General features: G+C 59.4%; 17 protein-coding genes and 1 pseudogene. 12 read left to right on the top strand and 6 right to left on the bottom strand.

Annotation, left to right across the window (positions count from 1 at the left end; all coding sequences use genetic code 11):
* The first annotated feature begins 337 nt into the window (after nucleotides 1-337).
* From brnQ to SB725_RS03900, 3 genes are all read left to right on the top strand, one after another.
* Complete coding sequence (gene brnQ, locus SB725_RS03910; protein WP_027922419.1) at nucleotides 338-1,651, top strand: branched-chain amino acid transport system II carrier protein; 1,314 nt, start codon at nucleotides 338-340, stop codon at nucleotides 1,649-1,651.
* Between the two features lie 267 nt (nucleotides 1,652-1,918).
* Nucleotides 1,919-2,656 (top strand): DUF599 domain-containing protein, encoded by a 738-nt coding sequence (locus SB725_RS03905; RefSeq protein WP_027922420.1) that lies wholly within the window; start codon nucleotides 1,919-1,921, stop codon nucleotides 2,654-2,656.
* Nucleotides 2,656-3,057: an MAPEG family protein gene (locus SB725_RS03900; protein WP_027922421.1), complete on the top strand. Its 402-nt coding sequence runs from the start codon at nucleotides 2,656-2,658 to the stop codon at nucleotides 3,055-3,057. Before SB725_RS03905 ends, SB725_RS03900 begins: the two co-directional genes overlap by 1 nt.
* Nucleotides 3,058-3,124: 67 nt before the next feature.
* On the opposite strand, the gene SB725_RS03895 is transcribed toward SB725_RS03900, so the two are convergent.
* On the bottom strand, nucleotides 3,125-3,358 hold the full coding sequence (locus SB725_RS03895; RefSeq protein WP_027922422.1) for a hypothetical protein: 234 nt from the start codon (nucleotides 3,356-3,358) through the stop codon (nucleotides 3,125-3,127).
* A gap of 156 nt (nucleotides 3,359-3,514) precedes the next feature.
* Between SB725_RS03895 and SB725_RS03890 the strand changes: the two genes are divergently transcribed.
* The 4 genes and pseudogenes from SB725_RS03890 to SB725_RS03875 all read left to right on the top strand — a co-directional run.
* Nucleotides 3,515-3,991: a PaaI family thioesterase gene (locus tag SB725_RS03890; RefSeq protein WP_410921305.1), complete on the top strand. Its 477-nt coding sequence runs from the start codon at nucleotides 3,515-3,517 to the stop codon at nucleotides 3,989-3,991.
* Nucleotides 3,988-4,440: a PaaI family thioesterase gene (locus SB725_RS03885; protein ID WP_410921303.1), complete on the top strand. Its 453-nt coding sequence runs from the start codon at nucleotides 3,988-3,990 to the stop codon at nucleotides 4,438-4,440. Before SB725_RS03890 ends, SB725_RS03885 begins: the two co-directional genes overlap by 4 nt.
* Before the next feature lie 80 nt (nucleotides 4,441-4,520).
* Nucleotides 4,521-6,425: a molecular chaperone HtpG gene (htpG, locus tag SB725_RS03880; protein ID WP_027922425.1), complete on the top strand. Its 1,905-nt coding sequence runs from the start codon at nucleotides 4,521-4,523 to the stop codon at nucleotides 6,423-6,425.
* 75 nt (nucleotides 6,426-6,500) lie between these two features.
* A pseudogene (locus tag SB725_RS03875) lies at nucleotides 6,501-6,632 on the top strand (dienelactone hydrolase family protein); the annotation flags it as partial.
* Nucleotides 6,633-6,663: 31 nt separating this feature from the next.
* Here SB725_RS03875 and SB725_RS03870 read toward each other — a convergent pair.
* Together SB725_RS03870 and SB725_RS03865 are read right to left on the bottom strand one after the other, a co-directional pair.
* Nucleotides 6,664-7,524 (bottom strand): pirin family protein, encoded by an 861-nt coding sequence (locus SB725_RS03870; protein ID WP_059181363.1) that lies wholly within the window; start codon nucleotides 7,522-7,524, stop codon nucleotides 6,664-6,666.
* Between the two features lie 61 nt (nucleotides 7,525-7,585).
* Nucleotides 7,586-8,002: an OsmC family protein gene (locus tag SB725_RS03865; protein WP_059181362.1), complete on the bottom strand. Its 417-nt coding sequence runs from the start codon at nucleotides 8,000-8,002 to the stop codon at nucleotides 7,586-7,588.
* Nucleotides 8,003-8,263: 261 nt separating this feature from the next.
* Here SB725_RS03865 and SB725_RS03860 point away from each other — a divergent pair, with 261 nt between their 5' ends.
* Together SB725_RS03860 and SB725_RS03855 are read left to right on the top strand one after the other, a co-directional pair.
* On the top strand, nucleotides 8,264-9,640 hold the full coding sequence (locus SB725_RS03860; RefSeq protein WP_027922428.1) for a pyridoxal-phosphate dependent enzyme: 1,377 nt from the start codon (nucleotides 8,264-8,266) through the stop codon (nucleotides 9,638-9,640).
* The gene (locus SB725_RS03855) at nucleotides 9,637-10,812 is read left to right on the top strand and encodes a trans-sulfuration enzyme family protein (RefSeq protein WP_059181361.1); all 1,176 of its coding nucleotides are present in this window, start codon (nucleotides 9,637-9,639) and stop codon (nucleotides 10,810-10,812) included. The genes SB725_RS03860 and SB725_RS03855 overlap by 4 nt, the downstream gene beginning before the upstream one ends.
* Nucleotides 10,813-10,877: 65 nt before the next feature.
* On the opposite strand, the gene SB725_RS03850 is transcribed toward SB725_RS03855, so the two are convergent.
* Genes SB725_RS03850 through purM form a run of 3 tightly spaced genes read right to left on the bottom strand, consistent with a single transcriptional unit; the run spans nucleotide 10,878 to nucleotide 13,308 of the window.
* Entirely contained in the window at nucleotides 10,878-11,591 is a 714-nt protein-coding gene (locus SB725_RS03850) for a DUF3108 domain-containing protein (RefSeq protein WP_027922430.1), read from the bottom strand.
* An 8-nt stretch (nucleotides 11,592-11,599) separates the two neighbouring features.
* The gene (purN, locus tag SB725_RS03845) at nucleotides 11,600-12,250 is read right to left on the bottom strand and encodes a phosphoribosylglycinamide formyltransferase (RefSeq protein ID WP_027922431.1); all 651 of its coding nucleotides are present in this window, start codon (nucleotides 12,248-12,250) and stop codon (nucleotides 11,600-11,602) included.
* Nucleotides 12,250-13,308, bottom strand: coding sequence for a phosphoribosylformylglycinamidine cyclo-ligase (purM, locus tag SB725_RS03840; RefSeq protein ID WP_027922432.1), 1,059 nt, complete (start codon nucleotides 13,306-13,308; stop codon nucleotides 12,250-12,252). The genes purN and purM overlap by 1 nt, the downstream gene beginning before the upstream one ends.
* A gap of 382 nt (nucleotides 13,309-13,690) precedes the next feature.
* Between purM and SB725_RS03835 the strand changes: the two genes are divergently transcribed.
* The 3 genes from SB725_RS03835 to hda all read left to right on the top strand — a co-directional run bounded on the left by SB725_RS03835 (nucleotide 13,691) and on the right by hda (nucleotide 16,799).
* Nucleotides 13,691-14,752 (top strand): DUF2066 domain-containing protein, encoded by a 1,062-nt coding sequence (locus SB725_RS03835; RefSeq protein WP_027922433.1) that lies wholly within the window; start codon nucleotides 13,691-13,693, stop codon nucleotides 14,750-14,752.
* Nucleotides 14,753-14,790: 38 nt separating this feature from the next.
* On the top strand, nucleotides 14,791-15,864 hold the full coding sequence (locus tag SB725_RS03830; protein ID WP_027922434.1) for an AI-2E family transporter: 1,074 nt from the start codon (nucleotides 14,791-14,793) through the stop codon (nucleotides 15,862-15,864).
* A 230-nt stretch (nucleotides 15,865-16,094) separates the two neighbouring features.
* The gene (gene hda, locus SB725_RS03825) at nucleotides 16,095-16,799 is read left to right on the top strand and encodes a DnaA regulatory inactivator Hda (protein WP_010456804.1); all 705 of its coding nucleotides are present in this window, start codon (nucleotides 16,095-16,097) and stop codon (nucleotides 16,797-16,799) included.
* Nucleotides 16,800-16,880: the final 81 nt, after the last annotated feature.

Genomic DNA, 16,880 nt, shown 5'->3' with positions numbered 1-16,880 from the left:
CCTCGCGCTTAATTCACGCTTCACCAAACAAAGGCCACCTTCGGGTGGCCTTTGTCGTTTCCAGGTGATCGTTCCTACGCAGAGCGTGGGAGCATCTGTCCTGAAGGATGAAATTTATATACGTAAACGCGACACAGAAACGTCGCGTATCGGATAGTTCGCCCTCTAACAGTGCGTTTTCAAGTCAAATTCGTTAGGCTAGCCGCCATTTTTGCGTGCGCGACCCACAAGGTTGCTACGCGCTAAAGGGTCAGTCTCATACGGACCGACAGCATTTCCCTCACCCCACAGGGAAATCCCTCTCTAAATTCCGATTCAGTAGTGTGGTATTTCCTTAATGAAAGTGTTGAAAGGCCAGGACATCCTGGCACTTGGTTTTATGACGTTTGCCCTGTTTGTCGGGGCTGGCAACATCATCTTCCCGCCTATCGTCGGTTTGCAGTCCGGGCCTAATGTCTGGATGGCGGCGCTGGGCTTTTTGATCACCGCAGTCGGTTTGCCGGTGATCACGGTTGTCGCACTGGCGAAAGTCGGTGGTGCGATGGATGCCCTGAGCAGCCCGATCGGTAAAATCGCCGGGGGCCTGCTGGCTGCCGCGTGCTACCTCGCTGTCGGCCCGCTGTTCGCCACCCCGCGCACCGCGACCGTATCGTTCGAAGTAGGCCTGGCGCCGCTGACCGGCGAGAGCCCATTGGCGCTGTTCCTCTACAGTTCGGTGTACTTCCTGCTGGTGTTCTTCATCTCGCTGTATCCGGGCCGTTTGCTGGATACCGTAGGGCGTTTCCTCGCACCGATGAAGATCATCGCCCTGGCCGCGCTCGGCATCGCCGCGTTCGCGTTGCCGGCCGGTGATATTGGCCAGGCCACGCCTGAGTACGTAGCAGCACCGTTTTCTCAAGGTTTCATTAATGGTTACCTGACCATGGATACCTTGGGCGCCTTGGTGTTCGGCATCGTCATCGTCAACGCGATCCGCTCCCGAGGCGTGGAATCGCCGGTGCTGATTACCCGCTACGCGATCATTGCCGGGCTGATTGCCGGCGTAGGCCTCGCGCTGGTTTACGTCAGCCTGTTCCGTCTCGGTTCGGGCAGCCATGAAGTGGCCGCCGGTGCAACCAACGGTGCGGCGGTATTGCACGCCTACGTTCAACACACCTTCGGTTCGTTGGGCAGCGGTTTCCTTGCGGTATTGATCTCGCTCGCCTGCCTGGTGACGGCGGTCGGTCTGACCTGCGCCTGCGCCGAGTACTTCAGCCGCGTGCTGCCACTGTCCTACAAGACCTTGGTGATCATCCTGGCGGTGTTCTCCTTGTTTGTGTCCAACCTGGGCCTGACCAAGCTGATTGCGTTCTCGATCCCGGTACTGACCGCGATTTACCCGCCCTGCATCGCTCTGGTAGCCCTGAGCTTCTGCAAGGACTTCTGGCACGAGCAGGGCCGCATTGTCGGTCCAGTGATGCTGGTGTCGTTCATCTTCGGCCTGATCGACGCGCTCAAGGGCGCAGGTCTGGCGGACTGGATGCCGACTCAGTTGTCGCACCTGCCGCTGAGCGAGCAGGGCCTGGCGTGGCTGGTGCCTTCGGTCATGACCCTGGTGGTCGCGGTGGTTTGCGATCGTCTGCTGGGCAAGCGCGAAGAAGCGCTGGCTTGAGTCGCTGAACGGCCGGTCACAAGCGGGCCATCAAGCTGAAACTGAAATGCCCCGTATCAATCGATACGGGGCATTTTTTATGGGCGTGATGCAGTGTCTTTTCCCTTGAGCTAACGTCGAAGGGTTGCAAGTTTCCAATGTAGGCGTGAGCCTGCTCGCGATGGCGATTTTACGCTCAGCAGAGATGTTGACTGATCTACCGCTATCGCGAGCAGGCTCACGCCTACAAGGTTTCGAGTATTTCGCCCTTACATCACAAGGACCTGCATGTCGTTCATCCACGCCAACCTGATCCACATCCTCGCCGCGCTCTGGTTTGTCATCTGCTGGGGCGGTTACACCCGGTACGCCTCATGGAAGGGTCGCGACACCGCGTGCCTGGCCAGCGTGTTGCACCTGTACCGCGAAGACTGGATGCGCCGCATGCTGCTACGCGACAACCGCATCGCTGACGCCAGTGTGATCGGCAACCTGGAGCGCAACGCCTCGTTTTTCGCTTCCAGCACCTTGATCATCCTGGCTGGCATCCTCACCGTGCTCGGGGCGTCCGAAAGGGCGGTGTCGTTGCTGGCGGACATTCCGATGGTGCAACAGGCGTCCCAAGGGATGTCGGAGATCAAATTGCTGTGCCTGGCGCTGGTGTTTGTCTACGCGTTCTTCACGTTCAGCTGGTGCATGCGCCAGTACAACTTCGCGGCGATTCTGGTGGGCTCCGCGCCGATGGTGGGTGAGCGCCACGTGTCCGAACAGGAACGCAAAGCCTTTGCGGCTCGTGCGGCTCGGGTCATCTCGATGGCGGCCAACCAGTTCAACTTCGGCCTGCGTTCCTATTATTTCGGCATGACCATGCTGGCCTGGTTTGTCAGCCCGTGGCTGTTCATGCTGATGAGTGCCGGCGTCGTGCTGGTGTTGTATCGCCGGGAGTTTCATTCCGACGTTCTCGACGTGATGGTCTATACCCCTACAGAGGCACCCTTGCCCGAGGCGAACAGAGAGGCCGTTTGATGAGTATTCCGTTCTGGTGTGTGTTTATCAGCGCATTGCTGATTTACGTGGCCCGCATACCGGTGGCCAAGGCGATGAAAGAGCAGGGCGGTTACAACAACCACGCCCCGCGCGAGCAACAGGCGCACCTCACGGGCTTCGGCGCCCGTGCCGTGGCCGCGCATCAGAACTGTTTCGAGGCCTTTATATTGTTTGCGGTGGGGGTGTTGATGGCGCACACCACGCAAACGGCGGGGTGGCTGATCGACCTGCTGGCGATCATCTTTGTGATCACGCGCGTTATTTACTTACTGTGTTACTGGGGCGATTTGCCCTGGCAGCGCAGTCTCGTCTGGGTTGTCGGTTTCGTCTGTTCATTGTTGTTGATGATTAGTCCGACTTTTAGAACCGTTTTACTCTAACGGCGCAAATCACAGGCAAAAGAAAACCCGCACTTGGCGGGTTTTCTTTATCACGCTAAAAACTGATTTAGTTTTTAGGTGCTTCTTTTACGGCGGCTTCGTTCGATTCAGCCTGAGCTTTGGCAGCTTCGGCGTTTTCTTTCGCAGCGTCGTTCACTTTATCCTGAGCTTTGCTCATGTCTTGCTGAGCTTGCTCAGCATGTTTAGTCGCATCTTGAGCTTTGTCCTCGGATTTTTTATCGCAGGCAGCGAGACCGAGGGAAGCGGTCAACATCAAGGCAATAGCTAAAGTCTTACGCATGGGGTGTTTCTCCTTATGGATATAACTACTGGCCTTTCGAGCACAGCCCACAGCGTTAAGTTCCTCAATTCGTTCAGATATATAGTTTTGTGATGCGATGGAACTTTTGCCCGCAGACGAGCTACTTTGATCGAGCACTAAGAAGAGTTTTTTGAAATGGCCGAAAACCCCGTTTTTGAGCGTGCGACGCGATTCATATCGGCGTTGCGTCATTGTCAGGTCCTCGGACTGCGAGTTCACAGCGCCAGTAATGACGGACTAACGGTCATCTTGCCCTACAGCCCGCAAATCGTCGGCGACCCGCAAACCGGCGTCATTCATGGCGGTGCGCTGACATCGCTGATGGATACCGCGTGCGGCATGTCGACCCTGTGCGTGCTGCCCGAATTCGAGGTTTGCCCGACCCTTGATTTGCGCATCGATTACATGCACGCCGCCGAGCCACATAAGGACGTCTATGGCTTCGCCCAATGCTATCGAGTGACCACTGACGTGATTTTCGCCCGTGGTTTTGCCTATCAGGACGATCCCGAGCACCCCATCGCCCACGTCGTCGGCACGTTCATGCGCATGGGCAAAGCCATCAAAGGCACCAAAGGCTTTGGCGGCGTCATCGCCGGAGGTGCGCAATGACCTATTCCTTCAAGGAACAACTGCAACAGGCCCACGAGAAGGGCGACTACGCCTCGCTGTTGCACCTGATTCCCTATGCCAAACTGATCGGCGTCGAATGTTCGCGGGTGGGGGATGATCTGCTGTTTCGCCTGCCAGCCAACAAGGACAACATTGGTAACCCTTTACTGCCGGCGATTCATGGCGGTGTGATCGCCGGGTTCATGGAACTCTCGGCGGCGCTGCACCTGCTGATTTTCACCGGTTCACCGGGCGTGCCGAAAATCATCGACTTCTCCCTCGACTACCTGCGCGCCGGGCAGTTTCGCGATACCTGGGCCAAATGTCAGGTGTGCCGCCAGGGGCGCCGGGTCGCCAACATGGCCGTTACCGCCTGGCAAAGCACCGAAGCCGAGCCCATTGCGACGGCTCGCGCCCATTTCAAAATCGAAGAGCCCTTGAAATCCTGAACACAGCCCCCAACTTTGATGACATCCCGCCGCCGACCCTCAAGGTCGCGGCTTAGCCATCTGATTGGAGTTTGATGACCATGAGTGTGGAAACTCAAAAGGAAACCCTGGGCTTCCAGACCGAGGTGAAGCAATTGCTGCACCTCATGATCCATTCGCTGTATTCCAACAAGGAAATTTTCCTTCGCGAATTGATCTCGAACGCCTCTGACGCTGTCGACAAATTACGTTTCGAAGCCCTGTCCAAGCCTGAGTTGCTGGAAGGCGGCGCCGAACTGAAAATCCGTGTGAGCTTCGACAAGGACGCCAAAACCGTCACCCTCGAAGACAACGGCATTGGCATGAACCGTGAAGAAGCGATCACCCACCTGGGTACCATCGCCAAATCCGGCACTGCCGATTTCATGAAACACCTGTCTGGCGATCAGAAGAAAGATTCGCACCTGATCGGTCAGTTCGGTGTGGGTTTTTATTCTGCATTCATCGTCGCCGACAAAGTCGACGTGTTCAGCCGTCGTGCCGGTGATTCGGCCAGCGAGGGCGTGCACTGGTCGTCCAAGGGCGAAGGTGATTTCGAAGTCGCCACTGTCGAGAAAGCCGAGCGCGGCACTCGCATCGTCCTGCACCTGAAGTCCGGTGAAGACGAATTCGCCGATGGCTGGCGTCTGCGCAACATCATCAAGAAGTACTCCGACCACATTGCCCTGCCGATCGAGTTGCCAAAAGAAGTGGCCGCTGCCGAAGGTGAAGAGCAGCCTGCCGCCGAATGGGAAACCGTCAACCGCGCCAGTGCCCTGTGGACCCGTCCTCGCACCGAAGTGAAGGACGAGGAATACCAGGAGTTCTACAAGCACGTTGCTCACGATTTCGAGAACCCGCTGAGCTGGAGCCACAACAAGGTCGAAGGCAAGCTTGAATACAGCTCGCTGCTGTACGTGCCGGCCCGTGCTCCGTTCGACCTGTACCAGCGTGAAGCGCCGAAAGGCCTGAAGCTGTACGTGCAGCGCGTGTTCGTGATGGACCAGGCCGAGTCGTTCCTGCCGCTGTACCTGCGCTTCATCAAAGGCGTGGTCGATTCCAACGACCTGTCGCTGAACGTGTCGCGCGAAATCCTGCAGAAAGACCCGATCATCGATTCGATGAAGTCGGCGCTGACCAAGCGCGTTCTGGACATGCTGGAAAAACTGGCGAAGAGCGAGCCTGAGCAATACAAGAGCTTCTGGAAGAACTTCGGTCAGGTCATGAAAGAAGGCCCGGCAGAAGACTTCGCCAACAAAGAGAAGATCGCTGGCCTGCTGCGTTTCGCATCGACCAACGGCGATGAAGGCGAGCAAGTGGTTGGCCTGGCCGAATACCTGGCTCGCGCCAAGGAAGGTCAGGACAAGATCTACTACCTGACCGGCGAAACCTACGCGCAAGTCAAAAACAGCCCGCACCTGGAAGTCTTCCGCAAGAAAGGCATCGAAGTGCTGCTGCTGACCGATCGTATCGACGAGTGGCTGATGAGCTACCTCAACGATTTCGACGGCAAGAGCTTCGTCGACGTGGCACGGGGTGACCTGGACCTGGGCAATCTGGACTCGGAAGAGGACAAGAAAGCTGCGGAAGAAGTCGCCAAGTCCAAAGAAGGTCTGGTTGAACGTCTGAAAACCGCACTGGGCGACTCGGTGGCTGAAGTACGGGTTTCCCACCGTCTGACCGATTCTCCGGCGATCCTGGCGATCGGCGAGCAGGACCTGGGCCTGCAAATGCGTCAGATCCTGGAAGCCAGTGGCCAGAAGGTTCCGGAGTCGAAGCCGATCTTCGAGTTCAACCCGGCTCACCCGCTGATCGAGAAGCTCGACAACGAGCAGAGCGAAGAGCGTTTCGGCGACCTGTCGCACATTCTCTTCGATCAGGCGGCACTGGCTGCCGGTGACAGCTTGAAGGACCCGGCCGCGTATGTGCGCCGTCTGAATAAGCTGTTGGTTGAACTGTCGGTTTAACTGCGTTGTAAAAAAAACCCGCTTCGGCGGGTTTTTTTCATTCTGGTGTTTTTAAGCAGGAGTGAATCATGAGCCTGCGCACTGGACCTGGCCCGCACGGGTGCGCCGTTGAAAGCGGCAGTGTCGTTCCACGGCACGCTGGATTCACCTGATCCGGCGGACGCCAAAAACATCAAGGGCTCGGTGTTGGTACTGCACGGTGCTTCGCGAGCAGGCGGTGTAAGGTTCACCGAAGAGGCTACGGCAATTCGATCCGCTCACTTTCCCCCGGCACCGTCGGCCAATCCCCGGCCGCCCAGCGCCGCCGCGCCTCATCGATAACCGCCGGATCACTCGCGACAAAATTCCAGTTGATCCGCCGTGGCCCGTCCAGTGGCGCGCCGCCAAACAACACGGCGTGACAGTCGCTCTCGGCAAACAGCGTCATCTCTTCCCCCGCTGGCAACACCACCAGCGCATTCGGTTCCAGCGCCTCGCCATCCAGCTGCGCTTCACCGCTCAAGATATACAACGCGCGTTCTTCATGCTCGGTGGGAATCAGCAGCGTGGTCGCCGTCTGCAGGTTCAATTCCGCGTACAACGTAGGAGAAAGCACCGGCACCGGCGATTCCAGGCAAAAGCCTGACCCGGCAATCATGCGGATCTTCACGCCAAGGTTATCGCTGACCGGCAAGGTGCTCGCCGGATGATGGCTGTAGTGCCCCGGACCCTGTTCATGTTCCTTGGGCGAGGCCAGCCAGATCTGCAAGCCGTGCATCGTAAAGCCACTGCCTTTCAACGCTTCAGGTGTGCGCTCGACATGGGCAATCGCGCTGCCGGCGGTCATCCAGCTGACATCGCCGGCATTGACCACCTGATCGGAACCGAGGCTGTCCTTGTGCTGGATTTGCCCTTCAAACAGATAGGTGAGGGTCGACAGGCCGATGTGCGGATGCTGACGGATGTTCATGCCTTTGCCCGCCGGATAGCGGGTTTGCAGCATGTGGTCGAAGAACACAAAAGGCCCGACACTGCGGCATTTGGCAGACGGCAACGGGCGAAGAATCGGCTGGCCTTCGACATCTTCGGCGCGGGGGCGGATCACGAGCGGAGTGTTCATGCTGCATTCCAGGCTGAGCGGGTGATGCGTGGAGCATAACCCGCTTGCGCAGCCCTTGCCGCTATTGGCTGAATGCACCTTCGGACAGGTGGGTTTCGATGCTGACGTCGGTGGTGGTCATCAGTTTGTGGACCGGGCAGCGGTCGGCTACGCGGTGCAATTCATCGCGCTGCGCATCGGTGAGCACACCCTTGAGGGTCAATTTGACGTGCAGGGCGTATTTGCCTTTCAGCTCTTCGCTGTTGTCGCGTTTGACCTCGACGGTGACACCGGTCAGCGGGATGTCCTTTTTCTTCGCATACAGCTTCAGGGTCAAGGCTTTGCATGCGCCCAGGGCCGCATCGAAATAATCGTGGGGCTCTGGCGCCGAGCCCTCGCCGCCGGATGCGGTCGGCACATCGGCAAACAGTTCGTGGTCATCGATTTGAACGCTGTGGCGAAAACCTTCGGCGGAAACGGTATTGACGGTAACGGTCATGGAAAGCCTCCCAGGCTGGAAAAGTCGTTCGATCAAAAATGACCTTGAAGTTATAGAGCATTCCTCTGCGGTCGCGTTCCACTTTCTTGCGGGCTGATCCTCGTTCGCTGAAGGGGAACCGGATTACCGGCCGGCCGTGCGCGGTTGCGAATGAGGCAATCGCGGCCTATGGTCCAAGCGAGGTATTGCCTGCGACTGTCACACAATGACGCGCCGCAGGTTGGTGTCCATCCAGTGCGAAAACCATAGCAAGGTGAAGACATGCCAAACGACTCCCGCCCCGCCGTACTCGAACTGATTGGCAACACGCCGCTGGTGCGCGTCAGCCGCTTCGATACCGGCCCGTGCACGCTGTTTCTCAAACTTGAATCACAAAACCCCGGCGGTTCGATCAAGGACCGCATCGGCCTGGCGATGATCGACGCCGCCGAGCGCGACGGTCGCCTGCAACCCGGCGGCACCATCGTCGAGGCCACGGCTGGCAACACCGGCCTGGGCCTGGCGTTGGTCGGCCGGGCCAAGGGCTATCGCGTCGTGTTGGTGGTGCCCGACAAGATGTCCACCGAAAAAGTCCTGCACCTCAAGGCGATGGGCGCCGAGGTGCATATCACCCGCTCCGATGTCGGCAAGGGCCATCCCGAGTACTACCAGGATGTCGCCGCGCGGCTGGCCAAGGAAATTCCCGACGCGTTCTTTGCCGATCAATTCAACAACCCGGCCAACCCGCTGGCCCACGAATGCAGCACCGCACCGGAGATCTGGGCGCAAACCCAGCATGATGTCGATGCCATCGTCGTCGGCGTCGGTTCGGCCGGGACGCTGACGGGCTTGACCCGGTTTTTCAAACGCGTGCAGCCGAACCTGGACATGGTCCTGGCCGACCCGGTTGGCTCGGTGATGGCCGAATACAGCCGCAGCGGCACCCTCGGAACACCCGGTTCGTGGGCAGTGGAAGGCATTGGCGAAGACTTCATTCCCTCGATTGCCGACCTGTCCAGCGTGCGCCACGCGTATTCGATCAGCGACGAAGAAAGCTTCGATCATGCCCGCCAACTGCTGCGCGCCGAGGGCATTCTCGGCGGTTCGTCGACCGGCACCTTGCTGGCGGCGGCGCTGCGCTATTGCCGCGAGCAAACCGAGCCGAAACGGGTTGTGAGTTTTGTCTGCGACACCGGCACCCGCTACCTGTCGAAGGTGTACAACGACCAGTGGATGAACGATCAGGGTCTGCTGCAATACAAACGCTACGGCGATCTTCGCGACCTGATCTCGCGCCGTTTCGAGGATGGCCGGGTGATCAGCGTCGGCCCGGACGACACGTTACTGACCGCTTTCCAGCGCATGCGTCTGGCGGACGTGTCGCAACTGCCGGTGCTGGTGGACGGCCAGCGGTTGGTCGGGGTGATCGACGAGTCCGACATTCTGCTGCGGGTGCATCAGGACGCCTCGCACTTTCGCTTGACGGTGGCCAGCGCGATGACCGACAAACTGCAAACCCTGCCGGCCGCTGCCAGCCTGGCTGAGCTGCAGGCGGAGCTTGATCGTGGGCTGGTGGCGATCATTGCCGATGCCTCGGGCTTCCATGGCCTGATTACCCGCGTCGACCTACTCAATCATCTACGGAGATCTCTGGCATGAGTCACGATAAAGATGCTGCGCCCCATGGCTTCGCCACTCGCGTGATCCATGCCGGGCAGGCGCCGGACCCGTCCACCGGCGCGTTGATGCCGCCGATTTACGCCAACTCCACCTATTTGCAGCAAAGCCCGGGCGTGCACAAAGGCCTCGACTACGGTCGCTCGCACAACCCGACGCGCTTTGCGCTGGAGCGTTGCGTGGCGGATCTTGAAGGCGGCACCCAGGCGTTTGCGTTTGCGTCCGGGCTGGCGGCGATTTCCACGGTGCTCGAACTGCTCGATGCCGATTCGCATATCGTCTCGGGCAATGATTTGTATGGCGGCACATTTCGCCTGTTCGACAAGGTGCGTCGGCGCAGCGCCGGGCACCGCTTCAGCTTTGTCGACCTGACGGACCTTTCGGCCTTCGAAGCGGCGCTGCAGGACGATACGCGCATGGTCTGCGTCGAGACGCCGAGCAATCCGTTGTTGCGCCTCACGGACCTTGCCGCCATCGCGCGCATTTGCCGCCAGCGCGGCATCATCTGCGTGGCCGACAACACCTTCGCCAGCCCGTGGATCCAGCGTCCGCTGGAACTGGGCTTCGATGTCGTGGTGCACTCGACCACCAAGTATTTGAACGGACACTCCGACGTCATCGGCGGCATCGCGGTGGTTGGGCAGAACGCCGAGTTGGCCGAACGCCTGGGCTTTCTGCAAAACGCGGTGGGCGCGATTGCCGGGCCGTTTGACGCGTTCCTCACCCTGCGTGGTGTGAAGACCCTGGCATTGCGCATGGAGCGTCATTGCAGCAACGCATTGGCGCTGGCGCAATGGCTGGAACAGCAGTCGCAGGTCGCGCGGGTCTACTACCCGGGGTTGTCGTCACATCCGCAGCACGAGTTGGCGCGGCAGCAGATGCGCGGTTTCGGCGGGATGATCTCACTCGATCTGAACACTGATCTGGCGGGTGCCAAGCGCTTTCTGGAAGGTGTGCAGATCTTTGCGCTGGCAGAAAGTCTGGGCGGGGTGGAAAGCCTGATTGAGCACCCGGCGATCATGACCCACGCCACGATTCCCGTCGATACCCGTGCGGAGCTCGGCATCGGTGATGCGCTAGTGCGGTTGTCCGTGGGGGTTGAGGACGTCGAAGACTTGCGCGCCGATCTGGCGCAGGCACTGGCGCGGATCTGACGGTTCAGCAGGCAAAAAAAATCCGGAACCCTTAGTGGATTCCGGATTTTCATTTCGATCGCGGATCAGCTGCCTTTGACAGACTTACCGTTGACCGTACCGTCGAGGAGCATGATGTTGTACTCCTTGCCGTCGGTCTCAACCTGTTGCAGGCGGACCAGCAGGTAATCCCAGTCCTTGGCGAACCACAGGACGGTGATGCGCTTGCTTTGTGTCGGGTCGCGCACGCGCTCGACCTTGATCGCATCGATCTGACCGGCCTTGGTGTCGACTTTTTCCGAACCCAGTACGCGGAAGTCATAGGTATCGACTTCACCACCGTCGACAACCTGATAGCTCATGCTTTTTTTGCCAGCGGCAACGTCGTGTTGCAGGGCCAGTTGATACGTGGACTTGTCGACCATGCCACGGTTCAGCGGCACTTTGACCGGGTCACCGCGATCGGTGCCAGTGACCATTTTGGTGGTCCAGTCGAAATCCAGATCAGCCTTTTTCGCTTTACCCAGGCCGCCACGTTCAAAGTGATAGGACTGAGGCAGCAGGGTGTCCTTGTCCAGGGTCAGGGTGCTTTCTTCAGTCAGGCTGGCAATCATCATCGATGCCTTGAAACTGAGTTTCCAGACGCCGTTGGCTTCCTTGGTCAGGCTGCGTTCAGCCGTGCCGCTCATGGGCAGCTGTTTCCAGTCGGCGGTGTAGCTGGCGGAGAAAGGTTGAAGTTCCGAAGCCTGTGCCAGAGGCAAGGCAAACAGAGCGCAAGCGAAGAGCAGGGCGCGACGCATAATATCTCCTAGTTTCGAATCAAGTGGCCGCTGGCCGCGAGTAACTTCCCATCCAGTAAAGCACCTTGTTCGCCGAGTGATAAACGACCTTCGGCAAACCAGCGTACAGCCAACGGGTAGATCAGGTGTTCCTGGGCATGGACTCGCTGCGCCAGACTCTGCGGCGAATCGTGCAACTCTACCGGTATTACTGCCTGTACGACCAGTGGTCCGCCATCGAGTTCCTCGGTGACAAAGTGCACGGAGCAGCCATGCTCGGTGTCACCGGCCTCCAGCGCGCGCTGATGAGTGTGTAACCCTTTGTATTTGGGTAGCAGCGACGGGTGGATATTGAGCAGGCGACCGGCGTAATGGCGCACGAAATCAGCGCTGAGAATGCGCATGAAACCGGCCAGTACCACGAGTTTGGGATTGAAGGCGTCGATCAGTTCGATCAGCGCAGCATCAAAGGCCTCGCGGCCTTCGAAAGCCTTGTGATCCAGGGAGCGGGTGTCGATACCCGCGTCCCTGGCGCGTTGCAGGCCGTAGGCGTCGGCACGGTTGGAAATCACCGCAGCAATGCGGACCGGGCTGTCGCCGGTCCGCGTGCTGTCGATCAAGGCCTGCAAGTTACTGCCGGTGCCGGACAACAGCACCACGACATCACAGGTCTTTGACATCAGTGAGCCTTGAGGTTCTTCAGTTCAACCTGGGCCGCGCCTTCGGCAGCGGTGGCGATCTGACCGATGACCCAAGGCTGCTCGCCCGCTTCACGCAATACATTCAGCGCGGTTTCAACGTGCTCTTGAGCCACGCAGATAACCATGCCGACACCGCAGTTCAGCACGCGGTGCATTTCGTTTTCGTCGACGTTGCCTTTCTCTTGCAGCCAGTCGAACACGGCAGGGCGGTTCCAGCTTGCCACGTCAACCACGGCTTGGGCGCCTTTTGGCAGAACGCGCGGGATGTTGTCCAGCAGGCCACCACCGGTGATGTGAGCCATGGCCTTGACCGCGCCGGTGTCCTTGATCAGCTTGAGCAGCGGCTTCACGTAGATACGGGTCGGGGCCATCAGCAGGTCGGTCAGCGGTTTGCCGTCGAGCTGGATGTTTTCGATGTCGGCACCCGACACTTCGATGATCTTGCGGATCAGCGAGTAGCCGTTGGAGTGCGGGCCGGAAGACGGCAGGGCGAGCAGGGCATCGCCGGCAGCGACTTTCGAACCGTCGATGATTTCGGATTTTTCCACGACGCCAACGCAGAAGCCGGCCAGGTCGTAGTCTTCGCCTTCGTACATGCCAGGCATTTCAGCGGTTTCGCCGCCGACCAGGGAGCAGCCGGACAGTTCGCAGCCCGCGCCGATGCCGGTCACGACCTGGGTCGCGGTTTCGACGTTGAGCTTGCCGGTGGCGTAGTAGTCGAGGAAGAACAGCGGCTCGGCGCCGCAGACCACCAGGTCGTTCACGCACATGGCCACCAGGTCGATGCCGATGCTGTCGTGCTTGTTCAGGTTCAGGGCCAGGCGCAGCTTGGTGCCCACGCCGTCGGTGCCGGAAACCAGCACAGGCTGCTTGTAGCCAGCCGGGATTTCGCAGAGGGCGCCGAAACCGCCCAGGCCGCCCATGACTTCCGGGCGCGCAGTGCGCTTGGCGACGCTCTTGATGCGTTCGACCAATGCTTCACCGGCGTCGATGTCTACACCGGCGTCCTTGTAGCTCAGGGAGGGTTGCTTGCTCATGATCCAGGCCTTTAGGGGGGATTCAGGGGTAACGACCGAGTCCAGCGGGGACGCCGAATTCGACGGGGGCGATTGCCTCACGCGAAATTCGAGCCGCCCGGCTGTTGCCGGTCTGCGAAGGCGCGCGATTTTATCAGGCTTGAGGGGCAGCGGCCATCCTCACGCCGACGGCAGGGGCATATCCCATTAAAAAAATTGATATTGGCCGTGTTAGTGGCCTCTCGCATGGCTGTATAAGGTATCCCGATTAACCGTCTATCGTTATGACAGTGCGAAAACTTATCGCGGCCGTGTGAATGTTTTGCGCAGGGATGTGGTCACAGCCCTGTTCGATCGTCTTCATGCGGTCTGTTCCAGCCGCTCTTGTCGTCAGGAATCTTCCATGCGTTTTCTTTCTAAATTTTTGTGTCTGAGCTGTTTTTCCCTTTTCAGCCTCGCGAGCCATGCCGAGAACGTGAAAGGTCTTTATCAGGTGCGCGAGCCTGTCACCAGTCAGTCGACCGAGGAGCGTGATCAAGCGACCCAGCGGGCACTGGACACGCTGGTGCTGCGCCTGACCGGCGATCCGAAGGCCGCGCAGAGCCCGGGGTTGGCGGCCTTGCGCAAAGATCCTCAGCAGATCATCAGTCAGTACGGCTTTGATGCCGGGCCGCCGGAAGTGTTGAAAGTCGATTTCGACCCGGCCACCACCGAGCAGGCGCTGCGTCGGGCGGGGTTGTCGTTGTGGGGCGTGAATCGGCCGTCGATCCTTGGCTGGTGGTTGAACGACTCCACCGAAGGTTCGAGCCTGGTGGGTGATGGTCAGGCCAGCGCTGCGCCATTGCGTCGTGCGGCGCAGCATCGTGGTTTGCCGTTGCGCTTGCCGCTGGCGGATTTGAGCGAGCAATTGGTGGCGACCGCGCCGACGCTTGAAGGCACGGATGCGACGCCGCTGCACAATGCCTCGGAGCGTTACAACGCTGACGCCTTGCTCGCGGTGCATGCCAAGGAAGAGGGCGGGCAGTGGCAGGCGAAGTGGAATTTGTGGCTGGGCGACAAGAAGGAAGCAGGCAGCGTGCAAGGCGCCGATCAGGCCGCTGTGGCCGATGCTGTGATGCTGGCGGTCAGCGAGCGACTGGCGCCGCGGTTCGTCGTCAAGGCCGGGGCTTCGGGCGAGCAATTGCTGGAAGTGCAGGGCATGAACCTGGAGCGCTACGCGGCGCTGGGGCGCTTGCTCGACCCATTTGGCGCGCGTCTGCAAAGTGTTGACGGTGATCGCATCCTTTATCGGGTGAACGGCAGCGCCGAGCAACTGCGCTCGCAGTTGTCTCTGGCCAAGTTGCAGGAAGTGCCGGCCGGTGAGGCGCCTGCGCCCGTCGCCCCGGTTCAGCCAGCGGCGCAAGGTTCGGCGCCTGTCGTAGCGCCGGCCGTGGCACCGACGCCGCAGTTGCGATTCCGCTGGTAGGGTTTTCTTTCTTTATATAGATGCATATGGAGTGGTACATGGCCGATACGCGCCGTTGGTTCTGGTTGGGTGGAGTGGTTCTGCTCTGCGCGTTTGTCTGGCTGTTGCATCCGATCCTGACGCCATTTCTGGTGGCGCTGCTGCTGGCCTATCTGTTCGATCCGCTGGTGGATCGGCTGGAGAAGGCCGGGCTTTCAAGGACGTGGGGCGTGGTGGCGGTGTTTGCGCTGTTCACCCTGATTTTCACCACGCTGATGCTGGTGTTGGTGCCGCTGCTGGCCAGGCAGTTGTTTCGTTTATATGAGCTGGCACCGCAGATGCTCGACTGGCTGCAGCACACCGCATTGCCGTGGGCACAATCGAAATTCGGGTTGTCCGAGGGCTTCTGGAAGTTCGACAAGCTCAAGGCCGCGATCAGTGAGCACATGGGCCAGACCAGCGACATTGTCGGTGTGGTGTTGAGTCAGGCCACGGCGTCCGGTCTTGCGTTGATTGGCTGGCTGGCGAATCTGGTGTTGATCCCGGTGGTGAGTTTTTACCTGTTGCGGGACTGGGACCTGATGATGGCGAAGATCCGCAGTCTGCTGCCACGTGATCGCGAAGAACGCGTGGTCGAGCTCGCTGGTGAATGTCATGAAGTGCTCGGTGCGTTTGTGCGTGGTCAATTACTGGTGATGGTGGCGCTGGGCGTGATCTACGCGTCGGGCCTGATGCTGGTCGGGTTGGAATTGGGACTGTTGATCGGCCTGATCGCCGGTTTGGCCGCGATCGTGCCGTACATGGGCTTCGTCATCGGGATAGGCGCGGCGCTGATTGCCGGTCTGTTCCAGTTCGGCGGCGACCTTTATCCAATGTTGGGCATTGTCGCGGTGTTCATGGTCGGGCAAGCCCTGGAGGGCATGGTGCTGACACCATTGTTGGTCGGAGACCGGATCGGCCTGCACCCGGTGGCGGTGATTTTCGCCATTCTGGCGGGCGGCGAGCTGTTCGGTTTCACCGGCGTGTTGCTGGCGTTGCCGGTGGCGGCCGTAATCATGGTGCTGGTGCGCCATGTGCATGATTTGTATAAAGATTCTGAGATGTACAGTGGTGAGGATGAACCGCAGTTGTAAGGTTCGTTGAAAGGTCGTCTCGGCCAACCCGGATCATTGCCGGGTTGGCCTGCATCCCTCGCATGACTGTCACATGCACCGCCAACAAAACTGTCATAAAACCAGTGCGTTAACGCAAACCTTTGATTTTGCTTGTGGTCTGTCGCATTGTGCGACCAGCGTCACGGGTATAAACTTCGCAAACTTTACACAGAGGCCACTAACGGTTCCTTTGGAACTGTTCAGTCAGCATGAAACCGATTCAGCTGCCCCTAGGTGTGCGTCTGCGTGACGACGCTACCTTTATCAATTACTACCCAGGCGCCAATGCCGCTGCACTCGGCTATGTCGAGCGGCTATGCGAAGCCGACGCCGGATGGACCGAAAGCCTGATTTATCTCTGGGGCAAGGACGGGGTAGGGCGTACGCACTTGTTGCAAGCGGCCTGCCTGCGCTTCGAGCAGTTGGGGGAGCCGGCGGTTTACCTGCCATTGGCCGAACTGCTGGACCGTGGCATCTCGATTCTCGATAACCTCGAACAATACGAACTGGTCTGTCTGGATGATTTGCAGGCGGTTGCCGGTCGGGCGGATTGGGAAGAGGCGCTGTTCCATCTGTTCAATCGCCTGCGCGATAGCGGTCGGCGCCTGCTGATCGCCGCGTCGACCTCGCCGCGTGAACTGCCGGTGAAGCTGGCGGACTTGAAATCGCGCTTGACCCTGGCCCTGATCTTTCAGATGCGGCCGCTCTCCGACGAAGACAAATTACGTGCCTTGCAGTTGCGTGCGTCGCGTCGTGGCCTGCACCTGACCGATGAAGTCGGGCATTTTATTTTGACCCGCGGTACTCGCAGCATGAGTGCGCTGTTCGAGCTGCTTGAACGCCTCGATCAGGCCTCTCTTCAAGCTCAGCGCAAGCTGACCATTCCCTTCCTGAAAGAAACGCTGGGCTGGTAAAACCTAAGCCTGGCAGGGGTTTCGGCATATTTCAGGCGCCAGGAAATGCGCTTTCCTACAGGGTTGCAGGCGGCGCAAGCG

Origin of the sequence: Pseudomonas sp. SIMBA_041, from assembly GCF_046535095.1 — a bacterium.
GTDB classification, from domain to species: Bacteria; Pseudomonadota; Gammaproteobacteria; order Pseudomonadales; family Pseudomonadaceae; genus Aquipseudomonas; species Aquipseudomonas mucoides.
This window is presented reverse-complemented; position numbering and strand designations above follow the sequence as displayed.